17 protein-coding genes and 1 riboswitch are annotated in these 16,545 nt (G+C 62.8%); of the genes, 14 read left to right on the top strand and 3 right to left on the bottom strand.

Translation table 11 applies throughout. The features are described 5' to 3' along the window. Positions 1 to 3: 3 nt before the first annotated feature. Positions 4 to 654, bottom strand: a complete 651-nt coding sequence (gene purN, locus P2T68_RS26845; protein ID WP_024076774.1) for a phosphoribosylglycinamide formyltransferase — start codon at positions 652 to 654, stop codon at positions 4 to 6. Continuing rightward, positions 654 to 1,712 (bottom strand): phosphoribosylformylglycinamidine cyclo-ligase, encoded by a 1,059-nt coding sequence (gene purM / locus P2T68_RS26840; RefSeq protein WP_069076830.1) that lies wholly within the window; start codon positions 1,710 to 1,712, stop codon positions 654 to 656. The genes purN and purM overlap by 1 nt, the downstream gene beginning before the upstream one ends. Before the next feature lie 356 nt (positions 1,713 to 2,068). On the opposite strand from purM, the gene P2T68_RS26835 reads away from it, so the two are divergent. From P2T68_RS26835 to P2T68_RS26815, 5 genes are all read left to right on the top strand, one after another. Then, positions 2,069 to 3,109 carry a DUF2066 domain-containing protein gene (locus tag P2T68_RS26835; RefSeq protein WP_277378511.1) on the top strand — a complete coding sequence of 347 codons (1,041 nt, stop codon included), beginning with the start codon at positions 2,069 to 2,071 and terminating at the stop codon, positions 3,107 to 3,109. Between the two features lie 54 nt (positions 3,110 to 3,163). Next, the gene (locus P2T68_RS26830) at positions 3,164 to 4,237 is read left to right on the top strand and encodes an AI-2E family transporter (protein ID WP_024076771.1); all 1,074 of its coding nucleotides are present in this window, start codon (positions 3,164 to 3,166) and stop codon (positions 4,235 to 4,237) included. A 204-nt stretch (positions 4,238 to 4,441) separates the two neighbouring features. Beyond that, positions 4,442 to 5,146 (top strand): DnaA regulatory inactivator Hda, encoded by a 705-nt coding sequence (gene hda / locus P2T68_RS26825; RefSeq protein WP_024076770.1) that lies wholly within the window; start codon positions 4,442 to 4,444, stop codon positions 5,144 to 5,146. A gap of 213 nt (positions 5,147 to 5,359) precedes the next feature. Then, the gene (locus P2T68_RS26820) at positions 5,360 to 5,989 is read left to right on the top strand and encodes an NlpC/P60 family protein (RefSeq protein WP_168233180.1); all 630 of its coding nucleotides are present in this window, start codon (positions 5,360 to 5,362) and stop codon (positions 5,987 to 5,989) included. 144 nt (positions 5,990 to 6,133) lie between these two features. After that, positions 6,134 to 6,676 carry a C40 family peptidase gene (locus P2T68_RS26815; RefSeq protein ID WP_024076768.1) on the top strand — a complete coding sequence of 181 codons (543 nt, stop codon included), beginning with the start codon at positions 6,134 to 6,136 and terminating at the stop codon, positions 6,674 to 6,676. Positions 6,677 to 6,747: 71 nt separating this feature from the next. Here P2T68_RS26815 and P2T68_RS26810 read toward each other — a convergent pair whose 3' ends face one another. Then, complete coding sequence (locus P2T68_RS26810; protein WP_277378510.1) at positions 6,748 to 8,061, bottom strand: sorbosone dehydrogenase family protein; 1,314 nt, start codon at positions 8,059 to 8,061, stop codon at positions 6,748 to 6,750. 99 nt (positions 8,062 to 8,160) lie between these two features. Beyond that, positions 8,161 to 8,410, top strand: a riboswitch (cobalamin riboswitch). A 78-nt stretch (positions 8,411 to 8,488) separates the two neighbouring features. On the opposite strand from P2T68_RS26810, the gene cobO reads away from it, so the two are divergent. From cobO to cobC, 9 genes are read left to right on the top strand one after another with little or no spacing between them, the layout of a single operon-like run. Next, positions 8,489 to 9,100: a cob(I)yrinic acid a,c-diamide adenosyltransferase gene (gene cobO, locus P2T68_RS26805; protein WP_010208674.1), complete on the top strand. Its 612-nt coding sequence runs from the start codon at positions 8,489 to 8,491 to the stop codon at positions 9,098 to 9,100. Continuing rightward, the gene (locus tag P2T68_RS26800; protein WP_024076766.1) at positions 9,097 to 10,419 is read left to right on the top strand and encodes a cobyrinate a,c-diamide synthase; all 1,323 of its coding nucleotides are present in this window, start codon (positions 9,097 to 9,099) and stop codon (positions 10,417 to 10,419) included. Before cobO ends, P2T68_RS26800 begins: the two co-directional genes overlap by 4 nt. Further along, on the top strand, positions 10,412 to 11,062 hold the full coding sequence (gene bluB / locus P2T68_RS26795; protein WP_024076765.1) for a 5,6-dimethylbenzimidazole synthase: 651 nt from the start codon (positions 10,412 to 10,414) through the stop codon (positions 11,060 to 11,062). The genes P2T68_RS26800 and bluB overlap by 8 nt, the downstream gene beginning before the upstream one ends. After that, positions 11,059 to 11,967 (top strand): adenosylcobinamide-phosphate synthase CbiB, encoded by a 909-nt coding sequence (gene cbiB, locus P2T68_RS26790; protein ID WP_069076833.1) that lies wholly within the window; start codon positions 11,059 to 11,061, stop codon positions 11,965 to 11,967. Before bluB ends, cbiB begins: the two co-directional genes overlap by 4 nt. Beyond that, positions 11,960 to 12,949, top strand: coding sequence for a threonine-phosphate decarboxylase CobD (gene cobD, locus P2T68_RS26785; protein ID WP_102624208.1), 990 nt, complete (start codon positions 11,960 to 11,962; stop codon positions 12,947 to 12,949). The genes cbiB and cobD overlap by 8 nt, the downstream gene beginning before the upstream one ends. Next, a complete protein-coding gene (locus P2T68_RS26780) occupies positions 12,946 to 14,412 on the top strand; it encodes a cobyric acid synthase (protein WP_277378509.1) in 1,467 nt (488 codons plus the stop codon). Before cobD ends, P2T68_RS26780 begins: the two co-directional genes overlap by 4 nt. Continuing rightward, positions 14,400 to 14,921 (top strand): bifunctional adenosylcobinamide kinase/adenosylcobinamide-phosphate guanylyltransferase, encoded by a 522-nt coding sequence (gene cobU / locus P2T68_RS26775; RefSeq protein ID WP_024076761.1) that lies wholly within the window; start codon positions 14,400 to 14,402, stop codon positions 14,919 to 14,921. Before P2T68_RS26780 ends, cobU begins: the two co-directional genes overlap by 13 nt. Continuing rightward, positions 14,918 to 15,973 carry a nicotinate-nucleotide--dimethylbenzimidazole phosphoribosyltransferase gene (gene cobT, locus P2T68_RS26770; RefSeq protein ID WP_024076760.1) on the top strand — a complete coding sequence of 352 codons (1,056 nt, stop codon included), beginning with the start codon at positions 14,918 to 14,920 and terminating at the stop codon, positions 15,971 to 15,973. Before cobU ends, cobT begins: the two co-directional genes overlap by 4 nt. Next, positions 15,970 to 16,545, top strand: a complete 576-nt coding sequence (gene cobC / locus P2T68_RS26765; protein ID WP_150055686.1) for an alpha-ribazole phosphatase family protein — start codon at positions 15,970 to 15,972, stop codon at positions 16,543 to 16,545. The genes cobT and cobC overlap by 4 nt, the downstream gene beginning before the upstream one ends.

The raw sequence follows: 16,545 nt of genomic DNA, 5'->3' as shown, positions 1-16,545 counted from the left end.
CTCCTAGGTTCGAATCAAGTGGCCGCTGGCCGCAAGTAACTGGCCGTCCAATAATGCACCCTGGTCACCAAGAATCAACCGCCCCTCGGCAAACCAGCGAACAGCCAGCGGGTAAATCCTGTGTTCCTGGGTATGAACCCGTTGCGCAAGCGTCTGCGCCGAGTCGTCAGACTCTACCGGAACCACTGCCTGTACGACCAGAGGCCCGCCATCGAGTTCCTCGGTGACAAAGTGCACGCTGCAGCCATGCTCGCTGTCGCCGGCGTCGAGGGCGCGTTGGTGGGTGTGCATACCTTTGTACTTGGGCAGCAGGGAAGGGTGGATATTCAGCAGGCGCCCCGCGTAGTGCCGCACGAAGTCAGCGCTGAGGATGCGCATGAAGCCGGCAAGGACCACGAGTTCAGGGTTGAAGGTATCGATCAGTTCGATCAAGGCGCTGTCGAAGGCCTCGCGACCTTCGAAAGCCTTGTGATCCAGGGTGCGGGTTTCAATGCCCGCATCCCTGGCGCGTTGCAGGCCGTAGGCGTCGCTGCGGTTGGAGATCACCGCAGCGATGCGCACCGGGCTATCGCCGGTACGCGTGCTGTCGATCAGGGCCTGCAAGTTACTGCCGGTGCCGGAAAGCAGCACCACGACATCACAGGTCTGGGACATCAGTGAGCCTTGAGGTTCTTCAGTTCAACCTGCGCAGCGCCTTCAGGGGCGGTGGCGATCTGGCCGATGACCCAAGGCTGCTCGCCCGCTTCACGCAGAACGTTCAGCGCGGTTTCAACGTGCTCTTGCGCCACGCAGATCACCATGCCGACGCCGCAGTTCAGTACGCGGTGCATTTCGGTTTCATTGACGTTGCCTTTCTCTTGCAGCCAGTCGAAGACCGCCGGACGCTGCCAGCTGGCCACGTCGACAATCGCCTGGGCGCCTTTGGGCAGTACGCGCGGGATGTTGTCCAGCAGGCCGCCACCGGTGATGTGGGCCATGGCCTTGACCGCGCCGGTGTCCTTGATCAGCTTGAGCAGTGGCTTGACGTAGATGCGTGTCGGAGCCATCAGCAGGTCGGTCAGCGGTTTGCCGTCGAGCTGGGTGTTCTCGATGTCGGCGCCGGACACTTCGATGATCTTGCGGATCAGCGAGTAGCCGTTGGAGTGCGGGCCGGACGATGGCAGGGCGAGCAGGGCGTCGCCGGCAGCCACTTTGGAGCCGTCGATGATCTCGGCCTTCTCTACCACGCCAACGCAGAAGCCTGCCAGGTCGTAGTCTTCGCCTTCGTACATGCCCGGCATTTCAGCGGTTTCGCCGCCGACCAGGGAGCAACCCGACAGTTCGCAGCCGGCGCCGATACCGGTCACCACTTGTGCAGCGGTGTCTACGTTCAGCTTGCCAGTGGCATAGTAGTCGAGGAAGAACAGCGGCTCGGCGCCGCACACCACCAGGTCGTTGACGCACATGGCGACCAGGTCGATGCCGATGGTGTCGTGCTTGTTCAGGTTCAGTGCCAGGCGCAGCTTGGTGCCCACGCCGTCAGTGCCGGAGACCAGCACGGGCTGCTTGTAGCCGGCCGGGATCTCGCAGAGGGCGCCAAAACCGCCCAGGCCGCCCATGACTTCGGGGCGCGCAGTGCGCTTGGCGACGCTCTTGATGCGTTCGACCAATGCTTCACCGGCGTCGATGTCTACACCGGCGTCCTTGTAGCTCAGGGAGGGTTGCTTGCTCATGATCCAGGCCTTTAGGGGGGATTCAGGGGTAACGACCGAGCTGGCGAAGGCTTTCATGAAGAGGCCCAGCCGTTGACGGTCTGCGAAGGCGCGCGATTTTATCAGGCTTGAGGGGCAGCGGCCATCCTCGGGCCGACGGGCAGGGCCACATAGATAAAAAAAGCGGGTTAAAAAAATGCTAACCGGGCCTGCCCAGGCACGTATTAAGGTATAGCCTTTAACTCGCTATCGTTATGACAGTACGAAAACTTACCGAGACTCCGTGAATGTTTTACCGGTCGCTGTGGTCACAGCCTTGGGAAACCGGGTTCGCGCGGTCTGTTCCAGCCGCTAAATTTGTCGTTCGGGAATCTTCCATGCGTCTGTGTAAATTCTTTTTTGTAGGCTGCCTGTCATTGGCCAGCCTGGCGAGTCATGCCGAAACCCTCAATGGCCTGTATCAAGTACTTGAACCGGTCAGCAGTCAGTCCCCGCAAGAGCGTGACCAGGCGACCCAGCGCGCCGTGCAGACCTTGGTCATCCGCCTCACCGGTGATGCCAAGGCCGCCGACGGCCCGAGCCTGGCGGCGGTGCGCAAGGACCCGCAGCAAATCATCAGCCAGTATGGCTACGACGCCGGCCCACCGGAAAGCCTGCAAGTGGATTTCGACCCGGTCAGCACTGATCGCGCCTTGCGTGAAGCCGGCCTGCCGATCTGGGGCAGCAACCGGCCATCGATCCTCGGCTGGTGGTTGAACGACTCCACCGACGGCAGCAGCCTGGTGGGCGATGGTCAGGCCGTAGCCCAAGCGCTACGCCGTGCGGCCCAACATCGTGGCTTGCCATTGCGCCTGCCGCTGGGCGATCTGGATGAGCAGGTCGTCGCCACTGCGCCGAATCTCGAAAGTGCCGATGCCACGCCCCTGCGCGCGGCCTCCGAACGCTATGGCGCCGACGCTTTGCTGGCGGTGCATGCGCGTCAGGACGGCAACCAGTGGCAAGCCAAATGGCGCCTGTGGCTGGGCGACAAGAGCGAGCAGGGCACCGCGCAAGGGGCCGACACCGCTGCCGTCGCCGATGCCGTGATGCTGGCCGTGAGCCAAAAACTGGCTCCCCGCTTTGCGGTCAAGCCGGGTGTCAGCACAGAACAATTGTTGGAAGTGCAGGGAATGAACCTGGAGCGGTATGCCGCCCTGGGGCATCTGCTGGAGCCGTTCGGTGGCCAGCCGCAGCTCGTTGACGGCAATCGTATTGTGTATCGCGTCAACGGCAGCGCCGATCAATTGCGTACCCAGTTGAGCCTGGCCAGGTTGCAGGAGATTCCTGCTGGAGAGGCGCCGGTTCAGCAGCCCGTGGCAGATGGTACCCGGCCGGCTGTGGCAGCCCAGCCTCAGGCGCAACTGCGTTTTCGTTGGTAAATGTTCTTCCTGCTCTATATAGAAGCAGGAAGCAAATGACAGATGGAGTGGTTTATGGCGGATGCGCGTCGTTGGGTGTGGCTTGGCGGGATCGTCCTGCTGTGCGTTTTTGTGTTCCTGCTGCATTCGATCCTGACGCCTTTCCTGGTGGCGTTATTGCTCGCTTACCTGTTCGATCCGGTGGTGGATCGCCTGGAGAAAGCCGGGCTGTCGCGCACCTTGGGCGTGGTAGCGGTGTTTGCGCTGTTTACGTTGATCATTACCGCGCTGGTGTTGGTGCTGGTGCCGATGCTGGCCAAGCAACTGTTTCGCCTTTATGAGTTGGCGCCGCAGATGCTCGACTGGCTGCAGCACACGGCGATGCCGTGGGCCCAGGCCAAGCTCGGCCTGGCAGATGGCTTCTGGAAGTTCGACAAGGTCAAGGCGGCGATCAGCGAACATATGGGCCAGACCACCGATATCGTCGGTGTCGTGCTCAGCCAGGCGACGGCTTCCAGCTTGGCGCTGATCGGCTGGCTGACCAACCTGGTGTTGATCCCGGTGGTGGCGTTCTACCTGTTGCGGGACTGGGACATCATGATGGCCAAGATCCGCAGCCTGCTGCCGCGTGACCGCGAGGAGCGCATTGTGTCCCTGGCCGGGGAGTGCCACGAGGTGCTTGGCGCGTTCGTGCGTGGCCAGTTACTGGTGATGCTGGCCCTGGGGGTTATCTACGCCGCCGGATTGATGGCGATCGGCCTGGAGCTGGGCCTGTTGATCGGCTTGATCGCCGGGCTCGCCGCGATCGTGCCCTACATGGGCTTCGTGATTGGTATCGGCGCGGCGCTGGTGGCCGGGTTGTTCCAGTTTGGCGGCGATTTGTACCCGATGCTGGGGATTGTCGCGGTATTCATGGTCGGCCAGGCCCTGGAAGGCATGGTGCTCACGCCGCTGCTGGTGGGGGACCGTATCGGCCTGCACCCGGTGGCGGTGATCTTTGCGATCCTGGCGGGCGGTGAGTTGTTCGGTTTTACCGGCATCCTGCTGGCGTTGCCGGTGGCGGCGGTGATCATGGTCCTGGTGCGCCATCTGCATGATCTGTACAAGGATTCGGATGTGTATACGGGTGTCGAAGACCCCGAGTTGTAATTGCAGTGTCACAAACCCGGTCGATGGCCGGGTTTGTTGTTTCTGGCGCCTGCGTGTCAAATATTCCGCTTGAATCCAGCAAGTTAACGCAAACCTTTGATTTTGCTTGTGGTCTGTTGCATTGTGCGCCCGGCGTCACGGGTATAAACTTTGCAAACTTTACACAGAGGCCACTAACGGTTCGATTGGAGCCGTTCAGTCAGCATGAAACCGATTCAGCTGCCCCTAGGTGTGCGTCTGCGTGATGACGCCACCTTTATCAATTACTACCCAGGCGCCAATGCCGCTGCACTCGGCTATGTCGAGCGGCTCTGCGAAGCCGACGCCGGGTGGACTGAAAGCCTGATCTATCTGTGGGGCAAGCATGGCGTGGGGCGGACCCACCTGTTGCAAGCTGCATGCCTGCGCTTCGAGCAAATGGGCGAGCCGGCGGTTTACCTGCCCTTGGCCGAGTTGATGGACCGCGGTATCACGATATTCGACAACCTTGAGCAGTATGAGCTGGTGTGCCTGGATGACCTGCAGGCGGTTGCCGGCAAAGCTGATTGGGAAGAGGCGCTGTTTCATCTGTTCAACCGCCTGCGCGACAGCGGCCGCCGCCTGCTGATTGCCGCGTCCACCTCGCCCCGTGAGCTACCGGTCAAGCTGGCCGACCTGAAATCGCGCCTGACCCTGGCACTGATCTTCCAGATGCGCCCCCTGTCCGACGAAGACAAGTTGCGAGCCCTGCAATTGCGCGCGTCCCGTCGCGGCCTGCACCTGACCGATGAGGTGGGGCACTTTATCCTCACCCGTGGCACGCGCAGCATGAGCGCATTGTTCGATCTGCTCGAACAGCTCGACCAGGCCTCTTTGCAGGCCCAGCGCAAGCTGACCATTCCCTTCCTGAAAGAAACCCTCGGCTGGTAGTCAGCCCTTGTTTTTCGGGGCTTTCGGCAAATTCCAGGCGCCAGAAAACCTGCGTTTTGGCCGGTTTGGCCACGCAAAAGGCACGTATAGGGTATTAAGGGCTTAGATGTCATGGCGCAAACAGTAAGTCACATAGAGCGCGATTGAATTTGCAAATCGATGTGATAGAGGGCATAGTCTCGACTTCTTTACACATCAGCCACGGTCGTGCCCATGCTAAATCGCTTCGCACCCCTCGTGCCTCTCGCACTCGTTACCCTGTTGTTTGGTTGCGCCTCCCACCCTCAACAAGTGGCTGAGCAGCACAAAAACCAACAGCAATCCCAGGCAAAATTTGTTGCTGCACAGTCTTCTACCGTTTACGAAGAAGAAGTGGCAACCGAAAAGGAACTGGCCGACTTTGCCGGCAGCAAGCCTTATCAGCTTCCCGTTCTGGCCGACAGCATCCTCGAACGCGGCATGTCCCTGATCGGTACCCGTTACCGTTTCGGCGGTACCTCTGAAGCCGGTTTCGACTGCAGCGGTTTCATCGGCTACCTGTTTCGTGAAGAAGCTGGCATGAATCTGCCACGCTCCACTCGCGAAATGATCAACGTGAAAGCACCGTTGGTCGCGCGCAACAACCTCAAGCCCGGTGATCTGCTTTTCTTCAGTACTGCAGGCCGTGGTCGTGTCAGTCACGCCGGTATCTACTTGGGCGATAACCAGTTTATCCACTCCAGCAGCCGTCGCAGTGGCGGTGTTCGAGTCGACAACCTGGGTGACAGCTACTGGAGCAAAACCTTTATCGAAGCCAAGCGCGCACTCGCCATGGCCCCGACAACGGTTACCGCCAGCAAGTAAAGTTAAAGTGATACTTGAAGTTTGACGTGTAAGCGCTAGAATCCCTGGATATTGTTGTAATCCGTTCGCGCAAGCTTTGCTTGCGCGTTCTGGTTTTCAGCGTTCGGCAGCGAAAGCCGCATCCAGACCAGGATTGTTCTGCACATGTCGACCTCGGCCCGCCTGATTCTTATTGTTTGCGCCGCGCTCCTCAGCGCCTGCGCAAGCCGCACACCGCCACCCGCTCACGTAGCGGCCAAGCCTAAGCCGGTGTTCAACTATTCCAGCCAAAGTTTTTCGCCTGCTGCCGAAGATGTGCTCTTCCGCGCGCTGGGCCTGGTCGGCACGCCTTACCGATGGGGCGGCAATACGCCGGATTCGGGTTTTGATTGCAGTGGCTTGATCGGCTTCGTCTACCGCGATGCCGCTGGCATCTCCCTGCCGCGCACCACCCGCGAATTGATCGTGATGCGCGCCCAGGATGTCAGCGAAGAAAACCTGCAGACCGGTGACTTGCTGTTCTTCGCCACCGGTGGTGGATCACAGGTCAGTCATGCCGGGATCTATGTAGGCGAAGGGCGCTTTGTGCATGCGCCACAAACGGGCGGTACGGTGAAGCTGGACACCTTGTCCAAAGCCTATTGGCAGAACGCCTACCTGAGTGCCAAGCGCGTGTTGCCGGCTGAGCACTTGGCCCGCAATCCCTAAGCCAGAAACCGAACCCAATGTGGGAGGGAGCAAGCTCCCTCCCACATTTTTTGTGGTGGTCTTGAGAAAAGTTACTTAGCTGCAGACACCCGCCACACCTTATTCCCCACATCATCCGCCACCAGCAGGTCCCCCTGCTGATCGATCACCACACCCACCGGCCGGCCCATGGCGTTCTCATCCTTGTCGAGGAACCCGGTCAGCACGTCCACTGGCTGCCCCTTGGGTTTGCCACCTTCGAACGGCACAAAGATCACCTTGTAGCCACTGTGCGGCTTGCGGTTCCATGACCCGTGCTGGCCGATAAAGGCGCCGTTGACGAACGGTGCAGGTAATTTGCTGCCTTCGGCGAAGGTCAGCCCCAGCGAAGCGGTATGCGGGCCGACGGCGTAGTCCGGCGCGATCGCCTTGGCGACCAGGGCCGGGTCCTGTGGTGTGACACGCACATCCACATGTTGCCCGTAGTAGCTGAATGGCCAGCCATAAAACGCGCCATCCTTGACCGAGGTGATGTAGTCCGGCACCAGGTCGCTGCCGATCTCATCGCGCTCGTTGACCGCGGTCCACAGCTTGCCGCTCTGCGGTTCCCAGGCCATGCCGTTGGGGTTGCGCAGGCCCGAAGCGAAAATCCGGTGCTGGCCACTGGTGCGATCGACTTCCCAGATCGCCGCCCGACCTTGTTCCGCTTCCAGGCCGTTCTCGCCGACGTTGCTGTTGGAACCGACGCTCACATACAACTTGCTGCCGTCCTTGCTGGCTACCACGTTTTTCGTCCAGTGGTGGTTGATGCTGCCGCCCGGCAGGTCGACCACCGTGGTGCCGGCCTGCGTGATTGCGGTTTCGCCCGGTTGATAGGGAAAGCGCAGCAGCTTGTCTGAGTCGGCCACGTAGAGGTCGTTGCCCACCAGGGTCATGCCGAACGGCGAGTTGAGATTTTCCAGGAAGACCGTGCGGGTCTCGGCGACGCCATCGTGATCGGCATCGCGCAGCAAGGTGATGCGGTTCGGGCTGGGCACGCCGGCACCGGCACGGCCCATGACCTTTTCCATTACCCAGCCGCGAATGCCCTTGGCGTCATCCGGCTTGGGCGGCGCATTGGTTTCGGCCACCAACACATCGCCATTGGGTAGCACATACAGCCAGCGAGGGTGATCCAGGCCTTCGGCGAACGCTGTCACCTGGGTGCCCGCGGCGGCGGTTGGCTTCATGCCATCAGGCCAGCCAATGGCTGGGGCGATATTCACGGTGGGGATCAGGGTCTTGTTGGGCTCTGGCAGTTGGGGCGAAGGGCCGGTGCCATCCGATACCTTCAAGGTCGAGCTTTCTCCGCAGGCAGCGAGGGTGCCTGCGACCATGATCAGTAGGGCGAGTCTTGTTTTATGCATGGTTTTCTCCTGAATGCCTGTAAGGGTAGAGGAGTGCTGCGGCACGATGGTTCAAGTGCAAGGCCAGCTTTAATTGACGCTCCCCCCCCAACCCACTAACCTTCGCGACTTGTTTCAGGTGCTCTGTGACCCAAGGGTCGACTGAGTGAAACAGGGAAGCCGGTGAGTGAGCGCACTTGTACACAGTGTTGCCGCAATTCCGGCGCTGCCCCCGCAACGGTAAATGAGTCAAGACGGTGCTATTGGCCACTGTATCGCGCTGCGATATGGGAAGGCGCAGCGTCGGCCTGCTTTCTATAAAGCGAGCCACTCATGAGTCCGGAGACCGGCCTGGATCATCCAACAGCATCACGGTGGGCGATGCTTGGCTGTCTGTTTTTGTTTTTTCCTGCCCGCCGTTTTTGTCCAGCCCCAACGGAGAGCTGCCATGACCGATTCCCCCGACCGCGACGAACGCCACCTGGCGCGCATGCTGCGCAAAAAAGCCGTGATTGACGAGCGCATTGCCAATTCCCCGAACGAATGCGGTTTGCTGCTGGTGCTGACCGGCAACGGCAAAGGCAAAAGCAGCTCTGCGTTCGGCATGCTCGCGCGCGCCATGGGCCACGGCATGCAGTGCGGCGTGGTGCAGTTCATCAAAGGCCGTAACAGCACCGGCGAAGAATTGTTCTTCCGGCGCTTCCCCGAACAAGTGCGCTTTCACGTCATGGGCGAAGGCTTCACCTGGGAAACCCAGGACCGCCAGCGCGACATCGCCGCCGCCGAGGCCGCCTGGGCCGTGTCTCGCGAACTGCTGCAAGACCCGAGCATCGGCCTGGTGGTGCTGGATGAGCTGAACATCGCCCTCAAGCATGGCTACCTCGACCTGGACCAGGTACTGAGCGACCTGCAAGCCCGTCCGCCGATGCAGCACGTGGTGGTTACCGGCCGTGGCGCCAAGCCGGAGTTGATCGAGATGGGTGACACCGTCACCGAAATGGGCATGCTCAAGCACGCGTTCCAGGCCGGTATCAAGGCACAGAAGGGCGTCGAACTTTGAATCAGCCCCGTCATTGTCCGGCCGTACTGATCGCCGCACCGGCGTCCGGCCAGGGCAAAACCACGGTCACCGCTGCGCTGGCCCGTTTGCACCGCAACCTGGGGCGCAAAGTACGCGTGTTCAAATGCGGCCCGGACTTCCTCGACCCGATGATCCACGAACGCGCCAGCGGTGCGCCGGTGTATCAGTTGGATATGTGGATGGTTGGCGAGCAGGAAAGTCGTCGCTTGCTGTGGGAAGCGGCAGGGGAGGCCGACCTGATCCTGATCGAAGGCGTCATGGGCCTGTTTGACGGTACGCCGTCCAGCGCCGACCTGGCGCGGCACTTCGGTGTGCCGGTGCTGGCGGTGATCGACGGCACCGCCATGGCCCAGACCTTCGGTGCCCTGGCCCTGGGCCTGGCGCGTTATCAGCCGGACTTGCCGTTTGCCGGTGTGTTGGCCAACCGTGTCGGCACCTTGCGCCATGCGCAACTGCTCGAAGGGAGCCTCACCGAAGGCCTGCGCTGGTACGGCGCGTTGTCCCGTGAAACCGGGATTGAGTTGCCCAGCCGCCATCTTGGCCTGGTGCAAGCCAGCGAACTGAATGACCTCGACGTACGCCTGGACGCCGCTGCCCAGGCCCTGGGCAACAGTTGTGAAGTTGCCTTGCCGCCGCCGGTGACCTTCGCCGCGCCTGAAGTGATCGAAGCCGAACCGCTGCTCGCCGGTGTGCGCATCGCCGTGGCCCGTGACGAAGCCTTTGCCTTCACCTATGGCGCCAGCCTGGATCTATTGCGGGCGATGGGGGCCGAGTTGCGCTTTTTCTCACCGATTCATGATCGCCAAGTGCCCGAGGCCGACAGCCTCTATCTGCCAGGCGGGTACCCGGAGCTGCATCACCAGGCGCTGGCGGAAAACACCTCGATGCTCGATGCCATCCGTGCCCATCATGCTGCCGGTAAACCCTTGCTTGCCGAGTGTGGCGGCATGCTCTACCTGCTGGACTCGCTCACCGATGTCGACGGCACCCGTGCCGAGCTGGTCGGCCTGTTGCAGGGGGATGCGGTGATGCAGAAGAAACTGGCGGCCCTTGCCCTGCAAAGCGTCGAGTTGCCGGAAGGCGTATTGCGCGGGCACACCTACCACCATTCCCTGACCAGCACCGACTGGCAACCGATCGCCCGTGGCTTGAGCCCCAACGGCGGGCGGGGTGCCGAGGCGGTGTATCGGCAAGGGCGGATGACCGCTTCCTACGTGCACTTCTACTTCCCCTCCAATCCCCGTGCGGTTGCTGCGCTGTTTGCGCCCGACCTTGAGTCAGCCCAGTCCCATGAGTGACAACGCTTTCCCCCCGGCCGAGCGCGACGCCGTTTACCGCGCCATCGCCGAACGCCGCGACATGCGCCATTTCACCGGCGGCACGGTGGCCCCGCACTTGCTGCATCGCCTGCTCCAGGCCGCGCACCAGGCGCCCAGCGTCGGCCTGATGCAGCCCTGGCGCTTTATCCGCATCAGCGACCGCCAGCTACGAGGGCAGATCCAGCAACTGGTGGAGGAAGAACGTATACGCACCGCCGAAGCCTTGGGCGAGCGCTCCGATGAATTCATGAAGCTCAAGGTCGAAGGCATCCATGACTGCGCCGAAGTGCTGGTGGCGGCGCTGATGGACGATCGCGAGCGGCATATCTTCGGGCGACGTACCTTGCCGGAAATGGACATGGCCTCCCTGGCCTGCGCGATTCAGAATCTGTGGCTGGCCGCGCGCGTCGAGGGCTTGGGCATGGGCTGGGTCTCGCTGTTCGAACCCCGGGCCCTGGCCGACCTGCTGGGTTTGCCGCCTGGCGCGAAACCCCTGGCGGTGCTGTGCCTGGGGCCGGTCGACGCCTTCTACCCGGCCCCGATGCTGCAGCTCGAAGGCTGGACCGAACCGCGTCCGCTGAGTGACATGTTGTATGAGAATGTGTGGGGAGCAAGTCAATGAGTGTGGCCTTGCTGTGTGTCGCCGCGGTGGCGCTGGATGCGCTGCTGGGTGAACCCAGGCGCTGGCATCCGCTGGTGGCGTTTGGCAATTTCGCCGGACGCATCGAGCAACGTTTCAATAGCGGTGGCCGTGGCTGGCGCAGCCACGGTGTGACCGCGTGGGTGATTGCGGTGGTGCCGTTGACGCTGTTGGCCACCGCGTTGTCGTGGGCACCCTATATCGGTTGGGTGTTGGAGGTGCTCGCACTGTACTGCGCCCTCGGCATGCGCAGCCTTGGCGAGCATGTGATTCCGGTGGCCCAGGCCCTGCGCAGCGATGACCTGGATGAGGCCCGCAAGCGCGTGAGCTACCTGGTCAGCCGCCAGACCAGCGAACTGGACCGTACTGAAGTCGCCCGTGCCGCCACCGAGTCGGTGCTGGAGAATGGCAGCGACGCAATATTTGCTGCGCTGTTCTGGTTCGTGGTGGCCGGCGTGCCGGGTGTGGTGCTCTACCGTCTGAGCAACACCCTCGACGCGATGTGGGGCTATCGCAACGAACGCTTCGAACGCTTCGGCTGGGCCGCGGCGAAGATCGACGATGTACTCAACTATGTGCCTGCGCGCCTGGTGGCCTTGACCTACGCGTTGCTGGGCAAGACTCGACTGGCGCTCAAATGCTGGCGCACCCAGGGGCCGACCTGGGACAGCCCGAATGCCGGGCCGGTGATGGCCGCTGGCGCAGGCGCCTTGGGCGTCGAGTTGGGCGGTGCGGCGATTTATCATGGTGAGGTGCACCAGCGCCCTCAGTTGGGAGAAGGTCCACCGGCCGATGCCGACGCCATCGACCGTGGCTGGCAACTGGTGCAACGCGGCGTATGGTTGTGGTTGCTGATCCTATGTGCAGGGGCGCAATTCTATGCTTGAACACGGCGGCCGCCTGCGCAAGGCGGCGATTCAATACGGCATTGCCGAAGCCGATTGGCTCGACCTGTCCAGTGGCCTGGCGCCATGGCCGTGGCCGATCCCCGAGATCCCACTGCGGGCCTGGGCACGCTTGCCGGAAACCGACGACGGCCTGGAGCAGGCCGCCAGCGAATATTACGGGGTGGCGCACGTATTGCCGGTGGCGGGTTCCCAGGCGGCAATCCAGCTGCTGCCGCGCCTGCGGCGTGCCGGCAAGGTCGGCGTGCTGTCGCCGTGTTATGCCGAGCACGCCGAGGCCTGGCGCCGCGCGGGTTACGTGGTGCGCGAAGTGCAGGAACAAGAGGTCGATTTCTTTCTCGACAGCCTTGATGTGCTGGTGGTGGTCAACCCTAACAACCCCACGGGCCTGAGCCTGGCGCCGCAACGCCTGCTCGACTGGCATACACGGCTGGCCCAGCGTGGCGGTTGGCTGGTGGTGGACGAAGCCTTTATGGACGTGACCCCGCAGTTGAGCCTGGCGGGCCAGGCCCATCAGGTCGGCCTGATCGTGCTGCGCTCGTTCGGTAAATTCTTCGGCCTGGCCGGCGTTCGACTGGGTTTTGTGCTGGCCGAACGCAAGTTGCTCAAGCTATTGGCCGAACAGGTCGGACCTTGGGCCGTCAGCGGTCCGACGCGAGTACTGGGCCAGGCCTGCCTGCGCGACACCGCCGGGCAGGTTCAACAGCGCGCGCGTTGCATTGAAGCCGGCCAGCGCTTGTTCGCATTGTTGGAGCGGCATGGTTTTCAGCCCCAGGGCGGTTGCGCCCTGTTCCAGTGGTTGATCACCCCGCACGCCGAACGGCTGCACGAATTCATGGCCCAGCGCGGCATCCTGCTGCGTCTGTTCGTACACGACAGCAGCCTGCGCTTCGGCCTGCCAGACACGGAAGCAGACTGGCTGCGCCTGGATGAAGCGCTGACCGCCTATAAGGACGTTGCATGAGTACGCTGATGGTGCAGGGCACCACCTCCGATGCCGGCAAAAGTACCTTGGTGACCGCGCTATGCCGCTGGCTGGTGCGCCAGGGCGTGGCGGTCGTGCCGTTCAAGCCGCAGAACATGGCGCTCAACAGTGCCGTGACGGCCGAAGGCGGCGAGATCGGTCGCGCCCAGGCGGTGCAGGCCCAGGCGGCGAACCTGGCGCCCCACACCGACATGAACCCGGTGCTGCTCAAGCCCAACAGCGACACCGGCTCCCAGGTCATCATCCATGGGCGCGCGGTGACCAGCATGAACGCGGTGGCCTATCACGACTACAAAGCCATCGCGATGCAGGCAGTACTGGCTTCCCATGCACGGTTGAGCGCAGCCTACCCGGTGGTGATGGTGGAAGGCGCGGGCTCCCCGGCAGAGATCAACCTGCGCGCCAATGACATCGCCAACATGGGCTTTGCCGAGGCGGTGGATTGCCCGGTGCTGCTGATCGCCGACATTAATCGGGGTGGAGTGTTCGCCCACCTGGTCGGCACCCTCGAATTGCTGTCGCCCAGCGAACAGGCCAGGGTCCAGGGTTTTATCATCAACCGTTTCCGCGGCGACATCGCGTTGCTGCAACCAGGGCTGGACTGGCTGGAAGCACGCACCGGCAAACCGGTCGTGGGCGTCTTGCCCTATGTGATGGACCTGCACCTGGAGGCCGAGGACGGCATCGACCAGCGCCAGATCGACAAGGCGGCGCAGGTGCTCAGGGTGGTGGTGCCGGTGCTGCCGCGCATCAGCAACCACACCGATTTCGATCCGTTGCGCCTGCATCCCCAGGTGGATTTGCAGTTTGTCCGCCCGGGCCAGGCGATTCCGTCGGCCGACCTGATCATCCTGCCGGGCTCGAAAAGCGTTCGCAGCGACTTGGCCTACCTGCGCGCCAACGGCTGGGACACCGCCGTGACAAGGCACTTGCGCTATGGCGGGAAGGTGCTGGGGATATGCGGCGGTTTGCAAATGCTCGGCGAGCAGGTCCACGACCCACTGGGCCTGGAAGGGCTTCCCGGTTCCAGTGACGGTCTGGGGTTGCTGGCGTTCAGTACGACCCTGGAAGCAGAGAAACAACTGCGCAATGTGCGCGGGCGCCTGCTGCTGGAGGATGCCGAAGTCAGTGGCTATGAGATCCACGCAGGCGTGACGTCGGGCAGTGCGCTGGAGCGCGCCGCGGTACGCCTGGAGGATGGCCGCTGCGACGGTGCCCAGAGCGCGGACGGACAAATCCTCGGCACCTATCTGCATGGCGTGTTCGAGACGCCCGCCGCCTGCAGTGCCTTGTTGCGTTGGGCCGGTTTGCAGGCGGTACAGGCCGTGGATTACCACGCGTTGCGCGAGCGCGATATCGAGCGATTGGCGGACTTGGTGGAGCATCACCTGGATACCGGGTTATTGCGCCGTTTATGTGGAGTCGCGCCATGCGTCAACTGATTCTCGGCGGTGCGCGCTCCGGCAAAAGCCGCCTGGCTGAAAAACTCGCCAGCGACAGCGGCCTGCCTGTCCTCTATATCGCCACCAGCCAACCCTTGGACGGCGAAATGCACGACCGCGTCGCCCTGCATCGCCAGCGTCGCCCCGACACCTGGGGGCTGATCGAGGAACCACTCGAACTGGCCCGGGTGCTGCGCGACAACGCCGCGCCCGGCCGCTGCCTGCTGGTCGATTGCCTCACGCTCTGGCTGACCAACCTGCTGATGCTCGACAACCCCGAGCGCCTGGTCTTGGAACGCGACCAACTGCTGGACACCCTGGCCTCGCTGCCAGGTGAAATCATTTTTGTCAGCAACGAGACCGGTTTGGGTGTCGTGCCGCTGGGCGAATTGACTCGCCGCTATGTGGATGAAGCCGGTTGGCTGCATCAAGCCTTGGCCGAGCGTTGTCAGCGTGTTGTCCTGACGGTGGCCGGCCTGCCCCTGACGTTGAAAGGTACTGCGTTATGACTGACACCTGGTGGCTTAATCCCTGTAAGGCGATTGACGCTCAAGCATACGAACAAGCACTGGCACGCCAGCAGCAATTGACCAAGCCGGCCGGTTCCCTGGGCCAGCTGGAAGCGCTGGCCGTGCAGTTGGCGGGCCTGCAAGGCCGAGTCAAGCCGTCGGTCGAACACCTGTGGATCGCCATCTTTGCCGGCGACCACGGCGTGGTGGCGGAGGGCGTGTCGGCCTATCCCCAGGCCGTTACCGGCCAGATGCTGCATAACTTTGTCAGCGGCGGCGCGGCGATCAGTGTGTTGGCGCGGCAGCTGGATGCGCAGTTGGAAGTGATCGACCTGGGTACCGTGACGACGTCGCTGGCACTGCCCGGCGTGCGTCACTTGAATATCGGTGCGGGCACCGCCAACTTCGTCAACGCCCCGGCGATGACTGAAGCGCAGGGGCGCCTGGCGCTGCAAGCCGGGCGGGATAGCGTCCAGCGCGCCGTGGAGCACGGCACCCAGCTGTTTATCGGCGGCGAGATGGGCATCGGCAACACCACCGCCGCCAGTGCGTTGGCCTGCGCCTTGCTCGATTGCCCGGTGAGTGACCTGACCGGTCCGGGGACGGGCTTGAATGCCCAAGGCGTGAGCCACAAAGTGGCGGTCATCGAGCGCGCCCTGGCCCGGCATGCCGGGCAGCGCGATGATGCATTGCACACCCTGTTCAACCTCGGTGGTTTTGAGATCGCGGCGCTGGTCGGGGCCTACCTGGCGTGTGCCCAGGCCGGCATCGTGGTGCTGGTAGACGGGTTTATCTGCAGCGTCGCCGCGCTGGTCGCCACACGCATGAACCCAGCCTGCCGCGAGTGGCTGGTGTTTGGCCATCGTGGCGCCGAGCCCGGCCATCGCCATGTGTTGCAACGCCTCGAGGCGCAGCCGTTGCTGGACCTCGGCCTGCGCCTGGGCGAGGGCAGCGGTGCGGCGCTGGCGGTGCCGTTACTGCGCCTGGCCTGTGCGTTGCACGGGCAGATGGCGACATTCGCCGAAGCCGCTGTGGCAGACCGCCCGGCATGACCTTGCACCTGGACCTGCTGCGCCACGGCGAAACCGAATTGGGTGGCGGCCTGCGCGGCAGCCTCGATGATGCGCTCACCGATAAGGGGTGGGCGCAGATGCACGCCGCGGTGCTGGGTCAGGGGCCGTGGGACCGCGTGATCAGTTCGCCGCTGCAACGCTGTGCGCGTTTTGCCCAGCAATTGGGTGCGACGCTTAACCTGCCGGTGAGCCTGGAAAAAGATCTGCAGGAACTGCATTTCGGCGCCTGGGAAGGGCAGAGCGCGGCGGCGCTGATGAAGACCGATGCCGAAGGGCTGGGATTGTTTTGGGCCGACCCTTACCGCTTTACGCCGCCTGATGGCGAGCCCGTCAGTGACTTTTCTGCGCGGGTCCTGGGCGCCATCTCACGCTTGCATCAGGCGTATGCCGGCCAGCGCGTGCTGTTGATCAGCCATGGCGGTGTGATGCGTTTATTGTTGGCGCGCGCGCGTGGCCTGCCGCGTGAGCAACTGTTGAACGTCGAGGTCGCGCACGGTGGCCTGTTCAGCCTGCAGGTCGGCGCCGACGGCGCGTTGAAGGAAGGTACCTGA

Source organism: Pseudomonas sp. G11 (assembly GCF_029457515.1).
GTDB lineage: Bacteria > Pseudomonadota > Gammaproteobacteria > Pseudomonadales > Pseudomonadaceae > Aquipseudomonas > Aquipseudomonas gorinensis.
Note: the sequence above shows the minus strand (reverse complement) of the source record. Positions and strands in the feature narration are given on the sequence as shown.

Excerpts from the sequence above, each read along its gene's own strand:
- purN (WP_024076774.1), bottom strand. The coding sequence starts at position 654 with ATGTCCCAGACCTGTGATGTCGTGGTGCTGCTTTCCGGCACCGGCAGT.
- purM (WP_069076830.1), bottom strand. The coding sequence starts at position 1,712 with ATGAGCAAGCAACCCTCCCTGAGCTACAAGGACGCCGGTGTAGACATC.
- P2T68_RS26835 (WP_277378511.1), top strand. The coding sequence starts at position 2,069 with ATGCGTCTGTGTAAATTCTTTTTTGTAGGCTGCCTGTCATTGGCCAGC.
- P2T68_RS26830 (WP_024076771.1), top strand. The coding sequence starts at position 3,164 with ATGGCGGATGCGCGTCGTTGGGTGTGGCTTGGCGGGATCGTCCTGCTG.
- hda (WP_024076770.1), top strand. The coding sequence starts at position 4,442 with ATGAAACCGATTCAGCTGCCCCTAGGTGTGCGTCTGCGTGATGACGCC.
- P2T68_RS26820 (WP_168233180.1), top strand. The coding sequence starts at position 5,360 with ATGCTAAATCGCTTCGCACCCCTCGTGCCTCTCGCACTCGTTACCCTG.
- P2T68_RS26815 (WP_024076768.1), top strand. The coding sequence starts at position 6,134 with ATGTCGACCTCGGCCCGCCTGATTCTTATTGTTTGCGCCGCGCTCCTC.
- P2T68_RS26810 (WP_277378510.1), bottom strand. The coding sequence starts at position 8,061 with ATGCATAAAACAAGACTCGCCCTACTGATCATGGTCGCAGGCACCCTC.
- cobO (WP_010208674.1), top strand. The coding sequence starts at position 8,489 with ATGACCGATTCCCCCGACCGCGACGAACGCCACCTGGCGCGCATGCTG.
- bluB (WP_024076765.1), top strand. The coding sequence starts at position 10,412 with ATGAGTGACAACGCTTTCCCCCCGGCCGAGCGCGACGCCGTTTACCGC.
- cbiB (WP_069076833.1), top strand. The coding sequence starts at position 11,059 with ATGAGTGTGGCCTTGCTGTGTGTCGCCGCGGTGGCGCTGGATGCGCTG.
- cobD (WP_102624208.1), top strand. The coding sequence starts at position 11,960 with ATGCTTGAACACGGCGGCCGCCTGCGCAAGGCGGCGATTCAATACGGC.
- P2T68_RS26780 (WP_277378509.1), top strand. The coding sequence starts at position 12,946 with ATGAGTACGCTGATGGTGCAGGGCACCACCTCCGATGCCGGCAAAAGT.
- cobU (WP_024076761.1), top strand. The coding sequence starts at position 14,400 with ATGCGTCAACTGATTCTCGGCGGTGCGCGCTCCGGCAAAAGCCGCCTG.
- cobT (WP_024076760.1), top strand. The coding sequence starts at position 14,918 with ATGACTGACACCTGGTGGCTTAATCCCTGTAAGGCGATTGACGCTCAA.
- cobC (WP_150055686.1), top strand. The coding sequence starts at position 15,970 with ATGACCTTGCACCTGGACCTGCTGCGCCACGGCGAAACCGAATTGGGT.